We start from the raw sequence: 20,945 nt of genomic DNA on the forward strand, positions 1-20,945 counted from the left end.
CTATTTATTTATAGCTTATCTCTCAATTTTAACAAGTGAAAAAAATATACTTTTTAAAAAATTCACAAATTAGCCTAGTCGCTATCATTATCTTTTAATAAAACTATTTTGAAGGGTTTTCTTTGATTAACCTTGATAAAATTTTAATGATTTTATTGATAAATTCTCCATAAAAAAATCTAGCAGCAGTAGCTTCTCATAATTTTCTTGGGAAGATGATGAAAAAGTTGAGACTTTGTTCAAATTTTTACGAAGTTGTTCATCTAATTCAGGTAAGTTGATAAGTTTGATGGCGCTGAAATCTGTCGTCACCCATTCGCTTAGACTCACTGCCTGTAAGAAAATACTAGGACGCAGTTTAGCTCCCTTCCCCTTAGCAACTTTTTCAAAGATGTGCTCAACTTGATTGAAGAAATATTCTGGATTCACATCACCAAGGAGCGTTTCAAAGGGTTTTAAAACCTTCGGAACAGTTTGACCACTACCACTGAAACTGAAATAATCCACCAAATCAGGCTCATAATCATTACGCTTAATCAGATGAAAATAAAGCAAGCTACCATCGTTTCCCGCCTGTCTCAATTCAAAAAAATTTTGTTTAGTCTCGCTTAAAAATAAATAATCCTCAGTCAGCTGCTCTTGATAGAAATAATAAAGGAAGGCTGCTTGCTCTTCAATGGATTGTTTTTTTAATTCTTCAACAGCAGATATGAGCTCTGGTGTTGCTTCCAATTTTTCAGTTGTTTTGACAACTGGAACTAATAAGCGATAACGCCGGTCCTTTCTTTCAATCCAACCGGCCTTCACCGATGCCTCTAGCATTTTTTCAAAGCGACCTTCAGAAAACTGCTGCTTTAGCTGTCTTAAAATAATCTCATCTGTACGATTTTCCCAAAGGTAATCAAAGAGTTGTGTTAATAATGGATCCGCTGCTAATTTTTGCAGGTCTTTATTTTGTGTTTGAATCTGAATTTCCATCTCATCACCTCAAAAAAAATGTGCCTAGCTGCTTATCTCAAATATTTCTCCACAAACTTTAAGCTTTAAAACAGCGCATCTGCACAAGTTTTGTAATTACTTGGCAGCAAGCAAAGTCATCAGCCTAAAGGAGAAATATTAAAAGGTCACAGCTATTGGCACAGTCCAAATTTCCTTAATTAAATTGTTCAGTTAATTGCGGCACGATTTGTTTCTTACGGGAAACAACGCCCTTTAAGAAGGCGCGATTGTCGACTAATTTGATGTTAAAGGCTTGTTCGACCTTGTCCAAGTAATCGCCAATCACTAAAATTTCTGAATCACTGTCTAAGATATTGGTGATGATTAAGATAAACAAGTCATAGCTGTTTTTAGCAATTTCAACTGCCATCGCTGCCTCTAGCTCACCTTGACGGTTAATCATCTCTTGTAAGTCGACGGTATTCACTTGGGCAATACGGATAGTCTGGTCTCCCATTGGAAAACTCTTAGCATCCAAATCCAAAAGTGTTTCAGCTGACTTATCCGCTAAATTCGTACCAGCCTTTAACATAGCTAAGCCATATGTGTCTAAATCAACATCGGCAATGTCGGCTAATTCTTTGGCAGCTGTCACATCTTCATCAGTACATGTTGGTGATTTAAACAATAAAGTATCTGAAACAATCGCTGAAAGCATCATGCCAGCTACTTCTTTTGTGACAACAGCATTGTTTTCTTTAAACATTTTATAGACAATTGTACTCGTGCAGCCAACTGGTTCTGCCCGATAATACAAAGGATTAGCTGTTTCAAAATTAGCAATCCGGTGATGGTCAACAACAGAAAGAATTTCAACTTCGGCAATATCGGCAACACTTTGTTGGAATTCGTTATGGTCGACTAACATAACATTTTTAGTTTCATTGGCAACTGTCGCCACAACCCGGGGGGCTGCTACATTAAAATAGTCCAAAGCAAATTGAGTTTCTTCGTTTGGTGTATCTAAAGCGACCGCTTCGGTATCTTTACCTAAAGCATTTTGTAGGCTGCTAAAGGCAATCGCTGCGCCAATCGCATCTGTATCTGGATTTTGGTGACCGAAAACTAAAATTTTTGACATGGAAAACGCTCCTTTGATTTTGATAAATAAACTTAAACTTTTAAAATTAATCCTTCATTATCATAACAAAAAAAAAGACTAGCGACAATCATGGAATGAAGTTAGAAAGCCAGTTTTTACTGTTTTCAAAACTTCACTTGATATCAGAAGCTAGTCTTTACAAGTTTAACGGGATTGATACTTGGTGTAGTCAGTAACGTGTAAGAGTTCGCGGGCGTTCGTTACCCGATCATCCGTCGGCGGTTCAATGCCCTCCAAAGGATATTTCAACTCTAATTCGTCCCATTTATATTTACCCATCGTGTGATAAGGCAACACTTCTACCTTGTCCACATTAGTTAAGGTTTTGATAAAAGCGTCCAGACGAATTAAAAATTCGTCGTAGTCGGTTCTCGTTGGCACTAATACGTGGCGAATCCAAACCGGTTTATCAATTTCTGATAAATATTTCGCCATGTCCAAGATATTGTCGTTGCTTTGGTGAGTCAAACGTTTATGACCTGCATTGTCGATGTGTTTAATATCAAACAATAATAAATCAGTGTAATTCATCAGCTCATTGAATTTGCCGATAAAAGGTTCGTCTCGTGTAAAGGGTTTGCCACAGGTGTCAATCGTTGTATGGATGCCTTCCGCTTTAGCTTTTTTAAATAGGTCGATTAAAAAGTCCAGCTGCAATAAAGGTTCTCCTCCGCTAACAGTGATGCCCCCTTTAGCACCCCAATAGGAACGATATTTTAAGGCCTCTGATAATACTTCATCGGCTGTCACCTCACGACCACCTTCACCAATTTTCCAAGTGTCTGGATTGTGGCAAAATTCGCAGCGCATCTTGCAGCCTTGCGCGAACACAATAAAGCGGACGCCGGGGCCATCGACAGTACCAAAGTTTTCCGTTGAATGAATTCGGCCTACTATTTTTTCAGTCATATCTCATCGCATCCCATCTATGATCAATCAGAATTGCTTCTGAAGAAAGTCGTCATTTTTTTCTTTATGTAACAATAATTGAAGGATAACACGAATGAAACCTGCAATCAAAAAAACTGCCTCTTCAGCGAAAGCTATTCAACTGAAGAGGCAGCACTATTTAGACTAATAAATCTTAAAGTCTGTCGTGGGAAGTTCTAGCAATCACGTCAGCTTGTTGTTCAGGAGTTAAGTCACGGAATTTAACAGCGTAACCTGATACCCGGATTGTTAAGTTAGGGTATTTTTCAGGATGAGCTTGCGCATCCAATAACAATTCGTTCGTAAATACGTTCACGTTCAAGTGGTAGCCACCTTTGTCAAAGTAACCATCCATTACGTTGCGTAGGTTGTTGATGCGAGTTTCTTCATCTTTACCTAAGCCGTTTGGATTGATTGTTTGGGTATTTGAAATACCATCTTGAGCGTTAGTATATTCTAAGCGAGCTGTTGAATTCAATGAAGCCAATAAGCCGTTCTTTTCACCTAAGAATTTGCCGTCTTGATAACTTGGGTTGGCACCTGGTGCTAATGGTTTGCCAGCACGACGTCCATCAGGAGTGTTACCAGTTGCTTTTCCGTAAACCACGTTTGAAGTGATGGTTAACAATGACAATGTAGGCATTGAGTTACGGTAAGTGTGTTGACGGTTGATTTGGTCCATGAAGTATTTCACGATCCAGTTTGCCATTGCATCCGCTTCTTCATTATCGTTTCCGTAAGTTGGGAACTCGTTTTGCGGGATGTAATCAATTGCCATGCCGTCTTCATCACGAACAACTTGAACATTGCCGTGTTTGATTGCCATGATTGAATCAGTTGCGTGAGAGATACCAGCGATACCAGTTGCAAAGGTGCGTTTCAAATCGCTGTCCATCAATGCTAATTGTGGAGCTTCATAAGCATATTTGTCATGCATGTAATGAATAACATTTAAAGTATTCACATAAAGTTCAGCTAACCAGTCTAAGATATCTTTGTAGCGATCCATGAAAGCTTCGAAATCAATTGTATCACCAGTCATTGGACGATATTTAGGAGCAACTTGAGCTTTAGTTTTTTCATCAACGCCGCCGTTAATTGCATATAAAACAGCTTTTGCTAAGTTCGCACGAGCGCCAAAGAATTGCATGTCTTTACCCATAACTGTTGCAGATACACAACAAGCAATGGCAGTGTCATCAGAACCCCAGTGAGTACGTAATAAGTCATCATTTTCAAATTGGATAGATGAACTTTCTTTCGCAATTTTAGCAGAGTAAGTTCTGAAGCCTTCTGGTAAATGAGAAGAATACAAAACAGTCAAGTTTGGTTCTGGAGAAGGTCCCATGTTTGTCAATGTGTGTAAGATCCGGAAGTCGTTTTTAGTAACTAATGAACGGCCGTCAAGACCCATACCAGCGATTGATAAAGTAGCCCAGATTGGGTAACCAGAGAATAATTGGTTGTATTCAGGAGTCCGAGCAAATTTAACCATTCTTAATTTCATGATTAAATGATCGATTAATTCTTGTGCTTCAAATTCAGTAATTGCGCCATTATCTAAGTCACGTTGGATATAGATATCTAAGAAAGCAGAAATCCGTCCAATTGACATTGCCGCACCATTTTGAGATTTGATAGCGCCAAGGTAACCGAAGTATAACCATTGGATAGCTTCTTGAGCGTTAGCTGCTGGGCGAGAAATATCAAAGCCGTATGAAGCAGCCATTTTCTTCAAGTCGTTTAAGGCACGGTATTGTTCCATGATTTCTTCACGAAGACGAATCACGTCATCGGTCATTACTTTATTACCAGTATTGTCATGGTCTTTTTTCTTTTCAGCCATTAAGTAATCAATTCCGTATAAAGCAATCCGACGGTAGTCGCCGATGATCCGGCCGCGGCCGTAAGCATCTGGTAAACCTGTGATAATTTTATTTTTACGAGCAGCTCTCATATCAGCTGTGTAAACATCAAACACACCTTGGTTATGTGTTTTACGGTAGTCTGTGAAAATGTGAGTCATTTCTTCATCTACTTCGTAACCGTTAGATTTTAAAGAGTTGTTAGCCATGTTGATGCCGCCAAAAGGCATGAATGCTTGTTTCAAAGGTACATCCGTTTGCAAGCCAACAATTTTTTCTTCTTCTTTGATTAAGTAGCCAGGACCATGAGAAGTAATTGTCGCAGGATTTGTCGTATCCATGTCATACACACCGTTTTGTTCGTGTTGAACTTCAAACAGTTCTTGCAATTTAGTCCATAATTTATCAGTGCTTGGTGCGATTGGTTCTAAGAAGCTATCGTCACCGCGATATTCAGTATAGTTCTTTTGGATAAAGTCACGAGTGTTAACTGAATGTTCCCATTCGCCGCCTTTAAATCCTTGCCATTGTTCTGCTTTTTTAGTATCGATATTAGTTGTTGTTGCCATTTGTGAAGACCCCCTCAATGTCTTTTAAAACCATAACAGCTTTACAACGATAGTATAACACGTTCGAATCATTTTGCAAGCCTTTGCTTGTAGATTTTTTAACATCTTAGAAACATTTGTTTTTTAAATCAAGATAAACTTTGATTTAAAGCCATTTCCGCTCTTGTGAACGTTTTAATAAAACTTAATATTTATTAAAAAGCAAACTAAACAGGAACAAAAAAAGACCCTTTCTGTACTAAAACAGAAAGGGTATCTGTTACAGAAAGTGTAACAGTGTTAGTCGTTTTCAAGAATTTTTGGTGATTTTTTAATGTAGACTTCAGCGATTCCGCCGGTTTGTTTTTCATCCATAGCAAAAGAACCATTTGAAGTTCGATCATTAATTGGGATATCAGCTGGAATTAATTCTTTTTGTTCACCATTATTTCCCAGTAAAATTAAAGAATCGCCGTTTGACGCTCCCATATAAAAGACCCGATGCGGATTATTTTTCAATTCCCGCAGCACCATCAGCCCCCGCTTAGCCCGACCTAATTGAGTCAGCTCTTGGGCTAGCATTCGTTTAACTGCTCCCCGCTGCGTCACCATAATAATTGGGTTATCGCCTTCGCTGTAAACTAAAAGGCCATTGACAACGTAGTCGCCGTCCTTTAAGTTCATTGATTTAACACCAGCTGCCTTCGCTCCCACCACTGGAACTTCCTTCAGTGGATAGCGCAGACCAAAGCCACGGTAACTAACTAAGAAAACATCCAAATCGGCAACAGCATCAGTCAAGTAGCTGGCAACCAACGCATCGTCATCGGTTTTAAATTTCATACAGCTGGCAGGGCGACTCTTATAGGTCCGCCATGGTTCAAATTCCTTCATGGCCGTTTGCTTAATCAAACCATTTTTACTAATAAAGACGAAATTTTTCGTCTCAGAAATGTCACTGTAAGGAAAGACACCAATAATGGCTTCATCAATTGCCAAATTGAGAATCGTTTGAGAAATATGCTCGCCTAGGTCTTTCCATTTTAAATCCGGCAGTTCATGCACCGGCCGATAAATTACATTGGCCTTGTTGGTAACCAAGAGTAAATGATCCAACGTATTCAGCTGACCGCTATATAAAATGTGGTCGCCATCCTTCATACCGATTTCTTCTGGCTTAGAAGCACTGTAGGAACGTAAGCTGCTGCGTTTGATGTAGCCTTCTCTGGTTACCGTAACCGCAACATCTTCTTGGGCAATCAAGACCTTGGTATCAATTGTAATTTCTTGGATTTCATCTTCAATTTTTGTCAGGCGTTTGTTGGCGTACTTTTTCTTAACGTCTCTTAACTCTGACTTGAGAACTTTTAGCAGTTCGCCTTCGTCTTCGATAATTTTTTTCAGCTCAGCAATTGTTGCTTGTAAATCTTGTTGTTCCTGTTGCAGCTGCGTGATATCTGTATTGGTTAAACGATATAGCTGCAAAGTCACAATCGCTTCTGCCTGCTCTTCTGTAAAATCAAAGCGGGCAACTAAATTATTTTTAGAATCTTTTTTATCTTTACTGCCACGGATTACCGCAATCACTTCGTCAAGAATGGACAAGGCCTTAATTAAACCGTCAACGATATGAGCGCGTTTTTCCGCTTTGTTCAATTCATATTGACTGCGTTTAATAATCACCCCTTTACGATGGGTGATATAGCTTTCTAAAATGCGTTTCAAGCCAACTTGATGGGGTGTCATATTATCAATGGCGACCATGTTGAAATTATAATTAATCTGCAGCTCAGTATTTTTAAATAAATAGTTTAAAACCCCTTGAGCATTGACATCTTTTTTTAATTCCACCACAATCTGCAGGCCAGTCCGATCACTTTCATCCCGCACCTCAGCAATTCCGTCAATTCTCTTTGTCAAACGAATCTCGTCCATCTTTTTGACAAGATTGGCTTTATTGACTTCATAAGGGATTTCATTGATAACAATTTGCTGTTTGCCGCCTTTAATATCTTCAATTCGCGTCAATGACCGCAAAATAACTTTTCCCCGGCCGGTTTCATAGGCTTTGCGAATTTCTTCTTTCCCCTGCAAAATGCCGCCAGTTGGAAAATCCGGTCCAGGAATTAAGGTCATTAATTTTTCCAAAGTTGCATTTGGATGGTCGACTAAATGAATTGTGCCGTCAATGACCTCCCCTAAATTATGGGTCGGAATTTCTGTGGCGTAACCAGCGGAAATCCCAGTGGAGCCGTTGACTAATAAATTGGGAAATTTTGCCGGTAAAACGGTCGGTTCTTTTTCGGTATCATCGAAATTCCAAACAAAGTCAACCGTCTCTTTTTCAATATCCCGCAACAATTCGCCGCTCAATTCAGAAAGGCGGGCTTCTGTATAACGCATCGCTGCCGGCGGGTCACCGTCCATGCTACCGTTATTGCCGTGCATTTCAATTAAAACTTCCCGCAGCTTCCAATCTTGGCTCATCCGCACCATCGCTTCATAGATACTGCTGTCACCATGGGGATGGTAATTCCCCATGATATTCCCGACGGATTTTGCCGATTTCCTAAAGCCCTTGTCAAAGGTGTTGCCGTCTTTGTCCATCGAAAATAAAATTCGCCGCTGAACCGGCTTTAGACCATCACGAATATCTGGCAAAGCCCGTTCCTGGATAATATATTTTGAATAGCGACCAAAACGATCCCCCATGACATTTTCAAGGGTTAGTTCTTGAATCTCTTGTCGTTTTTCCACAAGTTTGTTCCTTTCTCATAGCGCTTTTCTTAAAGACAGATATTACTCGTCTTCAAATAAACTAATATTTTCCACTTCAGAAATTTCATTTTCTGATAAAGTAGCGGTCTCTAAAGCTGCCGTTGCGACTGCACCTTCATCTTGCCGATCTAAGATACTGCTATCTTCCTCCAAGGTAAATTGGACATGGCTTTCAATCCATTTCCGGCGGGGTTCAACTTTATCCCCCATCAAGGTGGTTACTCGGCGTTCTGCCAACGCACCGTCATCAATTCGAACCCGAATCAAGGTTCTTGTATCTGGATTCATCGTTGTTTCCCAAAGCTGATCGGCATTCATTTCCCCAAGACCTTTGTAACGCTGCAGCATGTAGCCTTTGCCCACTTTTTTAGTGACATCTTGCAATTCTTCATCCGTCCAAGCGTATTCGACAACTTGCTTTTTGCCGGCGCCTTTAGATACTTTGTATAAAGGCGGCAAAGCGATATACACTTTGCCTGCTTCAATTAAAGGCTTCATGTAGCGATAAAAGAAGGTTAGCAACAAGACTTGAATATGAGCACCATCGGTATCGGCATCGGTCATGATAATGACTTTATCGTAATTACAATCCTCAATTGAAAATTCCGGACCAACGCCTGCACCAATCGTATAAATCATCGTATTGATTTCTTCGTTTTTCAAAATATCCTGCATCTTAGCTTTTTCGGTGTTAATAACCTTGCCTCGTAAAGGCAAAATTGCTTGAAACTTCCGATCACGGCCTTGCTTAGCAGAACCTCCGGCCGAATCACCTTCGACTAAATACAGTTCATTGCGTTTCGCATTTCTCGATTGGGCTGGCGTTAATTTGCCAGACAAAAGAGATTCGCCTTTTTTACGTTTTTTACCGTTACGGCTTTCTTCTCTGGCTTTGCGGGCAGCTTCTCGAGCTTCTCTGGCTTTAATCGCCTTACGAATCAGCATCTGACTCATTTCACTATTTTCCTGTAGATAAAAGCCCATCTGTTCGCCGACGACATTGTCGACGACATTTCTAGCAGCTGGTGTCCCTAACTTTTCTTTCGTTTGCCCTTCAAACTGCAATAAGTTTTCTGGCACCCGAATCGAGAGCACTGCCGCCAAACCTTCACGAAAATCGCTGCCTTCAAGATTTTTGTCTTTTTCTTTTAGCAGACCGACTTTACGAGCATATTCATTATAGGCTTTGGTCATGGAAGTCTTCATACCGACTTCGTGGGTCCCGCCATCTTTAGTCCGAACGTTATTGACAAAGGACAAAACATTTTCAGAATAGCCATCATTGTATTGATAAGCTAACTCGACTTCAATGCCTTCTTTTTCACCGGAAAAATAAACAACCGGAGTCAATGTATCTTTTTCTTCGTTTAGATAATCAACAAATTCCTTGATACCTTCTTCAAAAAAGAAAACTTCTTCGACGGCTTCCTCTCCTCTTAAGTCTGTCAACGTAATTTTGACGCCTCGTAAAAGAAAAGCTGATTCTCTCAAACGCTCAGACAGCGTTTCGTAAGAAAATTTAGTCGCTGAAAAAATCGTATCATCTGGCAGAAAATGAACTAACGTGCCATTTTTCTTTTTAGTTTTGCCGATTTTTTTCAGGGTGCCCACCGGCTGACCGCCGTTTTTAAATTTCATTTCATATTCGACACCATCCCGCACAATGATGACATCTAGCCAACTAGAAAGAGCGTTCACCACGCTGGCCCCAACACCATGCAGACCACCGGAAGTTTTATAGCCGCCTTGGCCGAATTTCCCACCGGCATGCAAGACGGTAAAAATAACTTGGACAGTGGGCTTGCCAGAAGCGTGCATCCCCACAGGCATTCCGCGACCGTAGTCTGCTACACTGATACTATTATCCGGATGAATCGTTACATCGATTTCATTCCCGAAACCAGAGAGCGCTTCATCGACAGCATTATCGACGATTTCATAAACTAGATGGTGCAACCCGCGGCTATCGGTGGAACCAATGTACATTCCCGGCCGTTTGCGGACTGCCTCAAGACCCTCCAATACCTGAATCGAGGCGTCATTGTATTCATTACTTTTTGCTTTAGGCATCTAAAAAACCCCTTCATACTCACTACTTTTAACTTATTTCAAAAATACTGCAACTATCTTATCATAAACTATTACGAAATGTGGATAAAAATTTTTAAGAAACTTTTTTAAAAAATTTAATCTCCTAGCATTTCTTGACTCGAGTCAAACAATTTATTATGTCATATAATTTACCAAAAATAAAATACCTGACCACTTTTAAGTCCCCTTCAGAGTTTTTCTGAGGCTGACTGTCGCTGTCTTAAAGCGAAGCAGACGGCACATCAGCAGAAAGAACGGATGCTTTGTTACTATACATCCTCTTGAAGGTTTCGTCAAAAATAGTTCAGGTATCTGGCAGATTTTTTTCAAAAATTAACGGATATCCATTTTGGCAAGCTCAATTTTAATGCAGCGGTTCATCACGACATCTTTTTTGCCTGCAGCTCGTAAAATTTCGGCTGCCTCGTCGTTCTCTAAGCCAAGCTGAGCCCAAAACACACCGTCATTTCGTTGAACAAACTCAGCAGCGACCTCTGGTAAAAATTCGCTGCGACGGAAAATATCGACAATATCCATTTGCTCTTCAAGGTCTAAAAGACTTGCGACTACCGGTTCTCCTAAAATAGTTTGTCCAGCTAAAACCGGATTGACAGGGAAAATTTGATAGCCCTGCTCCTGTAAAAGCTCCCCAATCTGATAGCTAGTACGTTCCTCTTTATTACTTAAGCCGACAATGGCAATTTTTTTAGCTTTGGTTAAATAATCAAAAATTACTTCTTGACTTGGATTGTTAAAACTCATGATAATCCCTCCGTTTATTATTGAGCTTACCTGACAAACATGTTAAACTTTACAAAGAAATTCTGAAGAAGAAGGTCAAAAATGAATATACTATTTTTTCTACTTATTGCCTATTTATTAGGCTCAATTCCCTCTGGTGTTTGGATTGGAAAAATCTTTTTCCATAAGGATATCCGCCAATTTGGCAGTGGCAATAGCGGAACTACCAATACCTTTCGCGTATTGGGAAAAACCGCTGGCACCATCGTCTTATTTATGGATATTTTGAAAGGCACATTGGCCACTAGCCTGCCGCTGATTTTCCATTTGACAAATGTCAATCCGCTTTGGTTTGGTGTCTGCGCCATCTTAGGCCACACGTTCCCAGTTTTCGCCAAATTTAAAGGGGGTAAAGCCGTTGCAACAAGCGCCGGTATGCTACTAGCTTATTCGCCACCATTTTTCATTTACAGCTGTTGCATTTTTATCATCTGTTTAGCACTCACCAGCATGGTTAGTTTGTCCAGCATGATTGCCGCTGTTTTGATTACTATTTCAACTTTTGTGATTCCCTACATTGCTCCATGGATTTTGGCACAGCAGGATTGGTTATTGCACATCATCGCCATCGGGGTCTCCGCCTTCATTTTTTATCGTCACAAGGAAAATATTCAACGAATAAAGAATGGTACTGAAAGTCGGATTCCCTTTGGCTTAAATAGTAGCAAGAAAAACGTTTGAGCACTCAAACGTTTTTTATTTTACCGTAATCGCATATTTGGTAGTAAATTTTCCTTGAGAAGCCAAGTGCTTAATGCCGAATTTTTCGCTTAATTCACCGGTTGTTCCCAAAGTATCCGCCACGCCGCACCAAGGCTCGATACAAACAAAAGGCGCTTTTTTGGGATAAGGCGACCAGATGCCGACAAAATTCATATCCGAATAGCTCAAGGTGACGCTGTGTTCTGATTTTTCACTGGCAATGGTGTAACTGTTTAAGCCTCTTGTTTCAAACACTAAAGCATCCTCTTTGAAGAGCGCATGGCTGAGACTAATGGCGGTATTGGTTTGTGCTAGAGTTCTTTGATCTAAATCGATATAGGGTCCTGCTAACGGTAACTTAGTGCGGGATTTTTTTGGTGAAAAATCTAAAAAGTAATCTTCAAAATTTAGACCAGCTTCTAAAGGTACATTAAATGCCGGATGTCCACCAATTGAAAAATACATCTCGTCAGCACCCGTGTTAACTACCTCATATACCACCATCAACCCATCGCCGCCAACTGAATAACGAATGTTCAACTGAAAATCGAAGGGATAATTGGTCTTTGTCTTTTCATCGCTAACTAAAGTGAAAGTAATGTCAGTTGGACTTTGCTGCGTAATAGTAAATTCCATATCCCGGGCAAAACCGTGTTGACCCATCTGATAAGTTTTGCCCTTAAATTGATACTGATTGTCCTTCAAACGCCCCACAAAAGGAAAGAGCACAGGCGCATGGCGATTCCAAAATTCAGGATTACCATTCCAAATGTATTCAATATTTGTCTTTTTCCCCTTAAGGCTAATCAATTCTGCTCCTAATGTGCTAAAGGTTGCCTGTAATTGTTGATTTTCAATTGTAATCATACGCTGCTCCTCCTTTTTTATTTTAGTAGTCGTGCTTGGCTAATTCTTCTTTGAAACGAGAATTTAAGACCTTCAAATACGTTCCCTTCATCCCTAAAGAACGGGATTCAATAATGCCCGCCGACTCTAATTTGCGGAGCGCGTTGACAATCACCGAGCGGGTAATCCCGATTTCATCTGCAATGTTTGAAGCGGTTAAGCGGCCCTCGTCGCCATCTAGTGCTTTAAAAATGGCCTGCACAGCTTTTAATTCGCTGTAAGACAAAGTATTAACGGCCATTTGCACGGCGGTTGCACTGCGGACTTCATCTTCAATGCTGCGGGATTTTTGATACAAGACCTGCATCCCAACAACTGTGGCGCTATATTCTGCTAACACCAAATCATCATCATCAAAGTTTTTCTTCATGCGGGACAAGATAATCGTTCCTAAACGTTCTCCTGCTCCAAAGATGGGGACAACCGTCGTTAGACCATTGGGGAAATCACTGCGTAATTCCACAGGAAAGGCAGTCATTGCACTGTCGATTGGAATGTTGGCTTCTGTTTTGTCTAACAAATCGACGCGATCTGTATAATTTTTGGGAAACTGTTTTTCAATGAACATGGATTTCACTCGATCGTTATTCACGTCATGCCGTTCATTGTAGCCCAGCAAAGCTCCCTCTTTACTGATGATATAAGCATTGCTATCCAAGACATCCCCCAGAATTAAGGCCATTTTATCGTAGGGCAGTTCCGTGTTTAGATCAAAAGAATTTTTTTGTTGCAGTAATTGATTAATCTCCCGAGTTTTCTCCAATAAGTTCATTGTGTTTCCTCCCATTTTTTAAATTATAAGATAAAGCGGCTTAGGTCTTCATTGGTGGCAATGCTGTCCAATTTTTCGTTGACATAAGCCTCTGTAATTGTAATTTCTCCCATTTGCATATCTGGTGCTTCAAAAAGTAAATCCTCTAATAATTTTTCTAAAATCGTGTGTAAGCGGCGAGCGCCGATATTGTCAGTATCCCGATTGACATCAAAGGCGATTTGCGCAATCCGTTCAATAGCTTCTTTGGTAAAGGTAACTGTTACATTTTCAGTAGCAATTAACGCGATATATTGTTTCACCAAAGCATTATTTGGCTCCGTCAAAATTTTAACAAAATCCTCTGCTGATAAATCATCCAGCTCAACGCGGATTGGAAAACGTCCTTGCAATTCTGGAATCAAATCGCTTGGTTTGGATAGATGGAAGGCTCCTGAAGCGATAAATAGAATGTGATCCGTTTGAATCGCTCCGTATTTGGTATTGACTTGAGAACCTTCGACAATCGGTAGAATGTCTCGTTGCACGCCTTCTCTAGAAACTTCACCGGATTGTTGCGATTTAGAGGTAATTTTATCCATTTCATCAATGAAAATAATTCCGTTTGACTCAGCGAGCTTAATTGCGGCACTGTGAATGTCCGCATCATTGACAATTTTGGAGGATTCTTCTTTGACGAGTAATTCTTGGGCCTCTTTAACTGTGACTGTCCGCTCGATTTTTTTCTTCGGCGATAACGCCCCTAAAGTTTCGTTTAAATCAATGCCCATCTGTTCAAGTCCGTTATTCATCATTGGAGCAGACTTTTTAACTTCATCGACTTCAATGGTGACTTCCCGCTCATCCAGCTGTCCTCTTTCTAATTGCTCTAAGACAGTTTTGCGATTTACGCGGATTTCATCAGTAACTTCTTCTTGTTCTTCTGGCTTTTGCGCGGCGTTAAACATCTGCATCATCTGATCAAATTGGTTATTGCTTTGCTTTTGCTCTTTTTTTAAGCCGGGTACTAATACTTTGACCAAGCGATCATTAGCTCTTTTTAGCGCTTGGCTATAGACACCGGAATACTGTTGCTTTTCAACAATTTGAATAGCATTTTCTACTAAATCCCGGACCATCGATTCAACGTCACGGCCGACATAGCCGACCTCGGTAAATTTAGTCGCTTCCACTTTGATAAACGGCGCATCAACAATCGTGGCTAAACGACGGGCAATTTCGGTTTTACCAACACCGGTTGGCCCAATCATCAACATATTTTTCGGCGTGATGTCCTCTTGCATCTGTTCATCTAATTGTAACCGGCGATAACGATTGCGCAAGGCAACTGCAACTGCTTTTTTGGCCTCATGTTGGCCGACAATATATTCATCTAGTTCTGTGACAATCTGTCTTGGCGTTTTATTTAATTCAGTCATGATTTAACCTCACTTAATTTCTTCGACGATAATATTATGGTTGGTGAAAATACAAATATCTGCAGCGATTTCCAGCGCATTTTTGGCAATTTCAGCGGCCGTCATTTCTTGCTTGGTATAGCGTTTCATCGCTCTAGCAGCGGACAAAGCAAAATTGCCGCCAGAACCAATTGCCAAAATGCCATCGTCCGGGGTAATCACTTCACCAGTTCCAGAAACCAATAACATTTCTTCTTTGTTCATAACAATCAGCATCGCTTCAAGCTTTTGCATCGATTGTTGAGTGCGCCATTCCTGTGCTAATTCAACGGCCGCCCGTTGCAAATTGCCGTTGTATTCGTTTAACTTCGCTTCAAATTTTTCTTCTAAAGTAAAGGCATCGGCGACACTGCCGGCAAAGCCGACTACCACTTCGCCATTATAAATCCGCCGAACCTTGCGGGCGGTGCCCTTCATAACAACGGATTCCCCCATTGTTACTTGGCCGTCACCCGCCATGGCAAACTTGCCGTTTAATTCAACGGCACAAATTGTTGTTGAGTGAAATTGTGATTCTGTCATAGTTACGTCTCCTTTATCGCATTTAGCTAAATTTCAAAAGATTGGTAAAATTTAGATTCCTTTTAAAATAAGTCCAGCAGATGAACTCAGAATGAAGTAACAGGAACTTAAATCTTAGAGTAGTTAGTATAAAGTGCGTGTTCAAAAAATTCATCAGGCTCGAGGATGAAAGTTGCGATAATTTTTCTGCAGACTCTCCTTAGTTACATGGGCGTAAATCTGTGTCGTCGACAAATTGGCGTGCCCCAATAATTCCTGCACGGTCCGCATATCTGCTCCGTTGTTTAATAAATGAGTGGCAAAGGTATGCCGCAGCATATGGGGATGGATGTCACTGTTTAAACTACTTTTTTTGATGACTTGGTTTAAAACATATTCAATCCCAGTCGGGGTAATCGCCTCACCTCGATGATTAATAAAAACTTTACTGTGCTCTTGGCCATATTTTTTCATCAAAGTCTCACGGCCATTAGTAAAATAATCTTGTAGGGCATCTGCCGCGAAGGAACCCAGCGGAACATAACGCTCTTTATTGCCTTTTCCGTGAATTAACATGACTTCATTATCAAAATCTAAAGCTGTCATTTCTAAGTCGGCGGCTTCGCTTAACCGCAGACCAGAACCATATAGCACCTCTAAAAGCGCTCGGTTTCGTAAATCCAGCGGCTTCTCCCCTTGAACACTTTCAAAAAGCGCCGCCATTTCATCTTCGTAGAAAAAGCGGGGCAACCGAATACTGCCGCGTTTGAGATGCACATAGGAAAAAGGATTTTCTTCTATGACCTGCTGCTTCAATAAAAATTGATAAAAAGAACGCAGACTGGCAATCTTACGGCTGAGGGAATTTCGACTGTAGGCTTTTTCGGCTAATAAGGCCAAGTAAGCCCTGACATCTAGATGGTCAATTTTTAGATACTCTTCATCACCGGACAAACGCAAGAATTCTAAAAAATCTTCTAAGTCTTCTTGATATGCCTGCTGTGTTTTCTCAGAATACCCCCGTTCAAAAAGCAAATAACGATAAAATTCTGAAGGCCAATTTTTTTCAGTCATTGCAATCCTTCCCTTCGTTAAATTAAACTCTACCACAAGCTATATTAGAAAACAATTTAATTGTCAGAATTAAACTCTCATATAAAACAATTCTAAATATTTTTACGATTTATGCAAATTATTTTAAAAAAAAGAAAGAGTCTTCCCGTTACCAAACAGGAAAACTCTTGCAAAAATTATTTAGTCGTTTATTTTTTTACGCCATTTTCAATCCATAAAAGTCGCTGGCGAAATTGCGCCTTAGTTTTTTTTGACGGTTGATGCATAATCAGATGCTGTTTGATCAGCTGGTGCATAATATCCATAATAAAATTGACCAGCTCTTGGTATTCACGACCATTCGTCAGCTTTAAATCCCGCGTATTAATCAAGGTGAAAAATTGCTTTTGAATGCCGACTTCTTGGGTTTCCCCATTCGGCGGCGTTGCCAAGACCTGCTGATCTAGTTCAACTTCGCCATTGAGCATCATAACTTTGAAATAGCCTTGGTAATGGGAGCTGTCGACACTTTTTAAAAAATCTAAGAAAAACATTTCCAGCGCCAAAAATAAATCGCCTTTGGTGTTTTCAAGCGCCGTGAAAATTAAGTTATGGGCATCGACTTTAATCTGCTGATAGGTCCACTGAAATAAGTCATCGACGTTTTCGAAATATTTGTAAAAAGCCCCCCGGGAAATATCAGCCTGTTTAATAATTTCAGAAACCTTTGCTTCCCGTAACGGCGTATTTGAAAATACGCCGACTGCCGCTTTAAAAATCCGCTCTTGTTTTTCCTTCGATAAATTAAAAAAAGTTGTCTTTGGCATACAATCCCTCTGCTTTTCTTAAATTCTTTTTACAAACTCACTTATTCAGCTGTTGTCGTCATATCTGCGACTGCATTTAAAGCCCGCTCAGCTAAAGCCGCATAGCGTTCTTTTTTATCGCGAATTCTTTCCGGCAATTCAGGGAACAAACCAAAGTTGGCATTCATCGGTTGGAAATGTTTGCCAGCTGCGTGGGTAATGTAATAGGCCATGGAACCGATAGCGGATTCCTGCGGCATTTCAATCGGTGCCAAACCTTTTGCTAAACGAGCGGCGTTAGTCCCAGCCAATAAACCACTAGCAGCACTTTCCACATAACCCTCGACACCTGTCATTTGTCCAGCAAAAAATAAATCATCCCGCTTAACTGATTGATAAGTTGGCTTTAATAGTTCTGGTGAATTCATAAAGCTATTGCGGTGCATCACGCCATAGCGGACAAATTCGGCATTTTCTAAACCAGGAATCATTTGAAAAACGCGTTTTTGTTCGCCCCATTTCAAATGGGTTTGAAAACCAACAATATTGTATAAAGAAGCAGCCGCATTATCTTGGCGCAATTGAATGACAGCGTATGGTCGTTTGCCGGTCTTGGGGTCTTCTAAGCCGACTGGTTTCATCGGACCAAAGAGCATCGTTTTAAAGCCCCGCTCTGCCATCACTTCAATTGGCATACAGCCTTCAAAATATTTTTCTTTTTCAAATTCTCGCAATGGCACAACTTCAGCTGCCACCAAAGCTTCATGGAAGGCTTTAAATTCTTCTTCAGTCATTGGACAATTTAGATAGGCAGCTTCCCCTTTATCATAGCGGGATTTCAGATAAACCTTGTCCATATCAATCGTATTTTTATCAATGATTGGCGCAGCGGCATCGTAAAAATAAAAGCCATCTGAGCCGTTAAAGTCTTTGATTGCTTGGCTCAATCCTTCAGAAGTCAATGGGCCTGTCGCAATAACAGTAATCCCTTCTGGAATCTCAGTTATTTCTTCATTGACCACCGTGACAAGTGGATGATTTTTCACCCGATTGGTAATCATTTCAGAAAAAGTATCTCGATCGACTGCTAACGCACCACCAGCGGGAACCGCTGTTGCATCAGCCGAAGTGATGACCACTGAATTTAAACGGCGCATTTCTTCTTTTAAGACGCCGACCGCATTGGCCAAGCTATTGCCCCGCAAAGAGTTTGAGCAGACTAATTCTGCGAAATTTTCCGTTTGGTGTGCCGGTGTTTGTTTGACCGGACGCATTTCAATTAAACGGACGGGTACGCCGCTTTCGGCAATTTGCCAAGCAGCTTCACTGCCGGCCAGACCCGCTCCGATGACATTTACAGTTGGATACATCTTTTTCCCTCGCTTTAAAAAAATAAAATTGGTACATGTTCACTGATTGTATCATATCGAAACAATTTGTGAAATGCACCAATTTTAACTTATATTTTATTTTTGTACGTCTTCTTCGTAGTCCCCGTTGATACAGACGACTTGTTTGCCGCCCTTAACTTTTTTCTCAACAAGATATTTGCCACATTTTGGACAATCCCGACCGACTGGTTTATCCCAAGAGGTGAAATCACAATCAGGATAACGGGTACAGCCGTAGAACAAACGATTTTTTTTCGACTTGCGTTCGACAACCTGGCCTTCATGACAGACAGGACAGGTCACGCCGATTTCTTTAATAATCGGCTTGGTGTTGCGGCAATCAGGAAAATTGCTGCAGGCGTAAAACTTGCCATAACGCCCCAATTTAATCACCATTGGATGACCACAAACATCACAGTCAAAACCAGCTGGCTCATCTTTAATTTGAATTTTTTCAATTTTTTCTTCCGCTGTTGTCAGCTCTTTTTCAAAAGGTCCGTAGAAGCGGTCAATGACTTTGACCCATTCCTCCTTACCTTCTTCGACGCTATCCAAATCAGATTCCATCGAAGCCGTGAAGTGAACATCGACAATATTTGGGAAAAATTCGACAATTAATGAATTGACAATTTCCCCTAGCTCAGAAGGTTCAAAGCGTTTTTGCGTGAGCTTCACATAATAGCGGCGTTGAATGGTATCTAAAGTTGGGGCATAAGTTGACGGACGACCGACACCATTTTCCTCTAGCGTTCTGATGAGCGTCGCTTCACTAAAGCGAGCAGGCGGCTGGGTGAAATGTTGTTTAGGTTCGATGTCCACTGACTGAACAATATCTCCTTCGACTAAATCCGGTAAGATATTATCTTTTTCTTCCTTACCATCATCGCGACCTTCAACATAGACCTTCATAAAGCCTTGGAATTTCACCTTAGACCCATTAGCGATAAAAATGACATCATTTTGGTTAAGGGTCACCTTCATCGTGTCTAAAATTGCCGGTGTCATTTGACTAGCGACAAAGCGAGACCAAATCAAAGAATATAATTTCATCTGGTCTTTGTCTAAATATTTTTCCATTTCCTGCGGTGTCCGCAGCGTGCTTGAAGGACGAATCGCTTCATGGGCATCTTGGGCCCCTTGGGCATTTTTAGTTTTCCGTTGACCATGGGCTGAAAATTCTTTGCCGTAAGTCGTTTCGATAAACTCTGCGGCTTCTTCCTTCGCACTATCGGCAATCCGTGTTGAGTCCGTCCGCATATAAGTGATTAATCCGACAGAAGTCCGACCAATTTTAATTCCCTCATACAGCTGCTGAGCAACCATCATAGTCTTACGGGTTCTAAAGTTTAGCTTGCGGGCCGCTTCTTGTTGCAGACTACTCGTGGTAAAAGGCAACGCTGGATTGCGTTTGCGCTCTTTCTTTTCAACTTTGGTAACATCAAAGTCTTTACCGGTAATCCGTTGGGTCACTTCTTTAACACTCTCAGCATTCGGCAATTTTTTCTTTTTACCGTCCATGCCCCAAAAGTTTGCCTTAAATTTTTTCTTTAATTTTTGGAAATTACCGTCAACACTCCAATATTCTTCTGGAATGAAATCACGAATTTCCTGTTCCCGGTCAATAATCATCTTTAAGGCAATTGATTGCACCCGGCCAGCACTTAAACCTTTTTTAACTTTGCGCCATAAAATTGGACTAATCGAATAGCCAACAATCCGGTCTAAAACCCGGCGAGCTTGTTGGGCATCCACTAAATCTAAGTCAATCGCCCGTGGTTCTTTAAAGGCTGCTTTAACGGCATCTTTAGTAATTTCGTTAAAGACTACCCGATTTTTATCTTTTAAATCAAGACCTAACAGAAACGCCAAATGCCAAGCAATGGCTTCCCCTTCTCTATCCGGGTCACTTGCGAGATAAACTTTTTCAGCTTTTTTAGCTGCAGACTTCAAGCCTTTGATGACATCGCCTTTACCACGAATCGAAATATAATGGGGTTCAAAATTATTTTCAAAATCGACTCCCATTTTACTTTTTGGTAAATCTCGGACGTGTCCGACACTGGCCACAACCTTATAATTTTTCCCCAAATATTTTTCAATTGTTTTTGCCTTAGCTGGTGATTCCACGATAACTAAGTATTTATAAGCCATATATTGGGCTACCTCTTTTCTTTTTCTTCTATTATATAGAGCACTTGGAAGACATGTTACAAATCGTAGCCTATGATAGCGATTGAAAAAAC

Annotated in this window: 16 protein-coding genes; 1 reads left to right on the forward strand and 15 read right to left on the reverse strand. The window is 40.7% G+C overall.

Annotated elements, in window-relative coordinates:
* Positions 1–126: 126 nt before the first annotated feature.
* From AC1Z3S_RS06785 to AC1Z3S_RS06815, 7 genes are all read right to left on the reverse strand, one after another.
* Complete coding sequence (locus AC1Z3S_RS06785) at positions 127–978, reverse strand: DUF1803 domain-containing protein (RefSeq protein ID WP_461739717.1); 852 nt, start codon at positions 976–978, stop codon at positions 127–129.
* Between the two features lie 175 nt (positions 979–1,153).
* The gene (locus AC1Z3S_RS06790) at positions 1,154–2,080 is read right to left on the reverse strand and encodes a manganese-dependent inorganic pyrophosphatase (protein ID WP_461739718.1); all 927 of its coding nucleotides are present in this window, start codon (positions 2,078–2,080) and stop codon (positions 1,154–1,156) included.
* Positions 2,081–2,245: 165 nt separating this feature from the next.
* Positions 2,246–3,010, reverse strand: coding sequence for a pyruvate formate-lyase-activating protein (gene pflA / locus AC1Z3S_RS06795; RefSeq protein WP_461739719.1), 765 nt, complete (start codon positions 3,008–3,010; stop codon positions 2,246–2,248).
* A gap of 175 nt (positions 3,011–3,185) precedes the next feature.
* Positions 3,186–5,465: a formate C-acetyltransferase gene (gene pflB, locus AC1Z3S_RS06800; protein WP_265457077.1), complete on the reverse strand. Its 2,280-nt coding sequence runs from the start codon at positions 5,463–5,465 to the stop codon at positions 3,186–3,188.
* A gap of 279 nt (positions 5,466–5,744) precedes the next feature.
* On the reverse strand, positions 5,745–8,201 hold the full coding sequence (gene parC / locus AC1Z3S_RS06805) for a DNA topoisomerase IV subunit A (RefSeq protein ID WP_461739720.1): 2,457 nt from the start codon (positions 8,199–8,201) through the stop codon (positions 5,745–5,747).
* 42 nt (positions 8,202–8,243) lie between these two features.
* Positions 8,244–10,292, reverse strand: a complete 2,049-nt coding sequence (parE, locus tag AC1Z3S_RS06810; RefSeq protein WP_461739721.1) for a DNA topoisomerase IV subunit B — start codon at positions 10,290–10,292, stop codon at positions 8,244–8,246.
* Between the two features lie 354 nt (positions 10,293–10,646).
* Positions 10,647–11,075 carry a CoA-binding protein gene (locus tag AC1Z3S_RS06815; RefSeq protein ID WP_461739722.1) on the reverse strand — a complete coding sequence of 143 codons (429 nt, stop codon included), beginning with the start codon at positions 11,073–11,075 and terminating at the stop codon, positions 10,647–10,649.
* Positions 11,076–11,156: 81 nt separating this feature from the next.
* On the opposite strand from AC1Z3S_RS06815, the gene plsY reads away from it, so the two are divergent.
* A complete protein-coding gene (gene plsY / locus AC1Z3S_RS06820; RefSeq protein WP_461739723.1) occupies positions 11,157–11,795 on the forward strand; it encodes a glycerol-3-phosphate 1-O-acyltransferase PlsY in 639 nt (212 codons plus the stop codon).
* Between the two features lie 15 nt (positions 11,796–11,810).
* Here plsY and AC1Z3S_RS06825 read toward each other — a convergent pair whose 3' ends face one another.
* The 8 genes from AC1Z3S_RS06825 to topA all read right to left on the reverse strand — a co-directional run bounded on the left by AC1Z3S_RS06825 (position 11,811) and on the right by topA (position 20,853).
* On the reverse strand, positions 11,811–12,683 hold the full coding sequence (locus AC1Z3S_RS06825) for an aldose 1-epimerase family protein (RefSeq protein WP_461739724.1): 873 nt from the start codon (positions 12,681–12,683) through the stop codon (positions 11,811–11,813).
* 22 nt (positions 12,684–12,705) lie between these two features.
* Positions 12,706–13,494: a GTP-sensing pleiotropic transcriptional regulator CodY gene (codY, locus tag AC1Z3S_RS06830; protein ID WP_461739725.1), complete on the reverse strand. Its 789-nt coding sequence runs from the start codon at positions 13,492–13,494 to the stop codon at positions 12,706–12,708.
* Positions 13,495–13,517: 23 nt separating this feature from the next.
* Positions 13,518–14,912 (reverse strand): ATP-dependent protease ATPase subunit HslU, encoded by a 1,395-nt coding sequence (gene hslU / locus AC1Z3S_RS06835; RefSeq protein WP_461739726.1) that lies wholly within the window; start codon positions 14,910–14,912, stop codon positions 13,518–13,520.
* A 9-nt stretch (positions 14,913–14,921) separates the two neighbouring features.
* Positions 14,922–15,473, reverse strand: a complete 552-nt coding sequence (gene hslV / locus AC1Z3S_RS06840) for an ATP-dependent protease subunit HslV (protein ID WP_265457063.1) — start codon at positions 15,471–15,473, stop codon at positions 14,922–14,924.
* A 153-nt stretch (positions 15,474–15,626) separates the two neighbouring features.
* On the reverse strand, positions 15,627–16,526 hold the full coding sequence (xerC, locus tag AC1Z3S_RS06845; RefSeq protein WP_461739727.1) for a tyrosine recombinase XerC: 900 nt from the start codon (positions 16,524–16,526) through the stop codon (positions 15,627–15,629).
* A 188-nt stretch (positions 16,527–16,714) separates the two neighbouring features.
* On the reverse strand, positions 16,715–17,332 hold the full coding sequence (locus AC1Z3S_RS06850; RefSeq protein WP_461739728.1) for a TetR/AcrR family transcriptional regulator: 618 nt from the start codon (positions 17,330–17,332) through the stop codon (positions 16,715–16,717).
* Positions 17,333–17,373: 41 nt separating this feature from the next.
* A complete protein-coding gene (trmFO, locus tag AC1Z3S_RS06855) occupies positions 17,374–18,681 on the reverse strand; it encodes an FADH(2)-oxidizing methylenetetrahydrofolate--tRNA-(uracil(54)-C(5))-methyltransferase TrmFO (RefSeq protein ID WP_461737555.1) in 1,308 nt (435 codons plus the stop codon).
* A 96-nt stretch (positions 18,682–18,777) separates the two neighbouring features.
* Positions 18,778–20,853 carry a type I DNA topoisomerase gene (gene topA, locus AC1Z3S_RS06860; RefSeq protein WP_461737554.1) on the reverse strand — a complete coding sequence of 692 codons (2,076 nt, stop codon included), beginning with the start codon at positions 20,851–20,853 and terminating at the stop codon, positions 18,778–18,780.
* Positions 20,854–20,945: the final 92 nt, after the last annotated feature.

It is taken from the genome of Enterococcus sp. LJL90 (assembly GCF_056924355.1).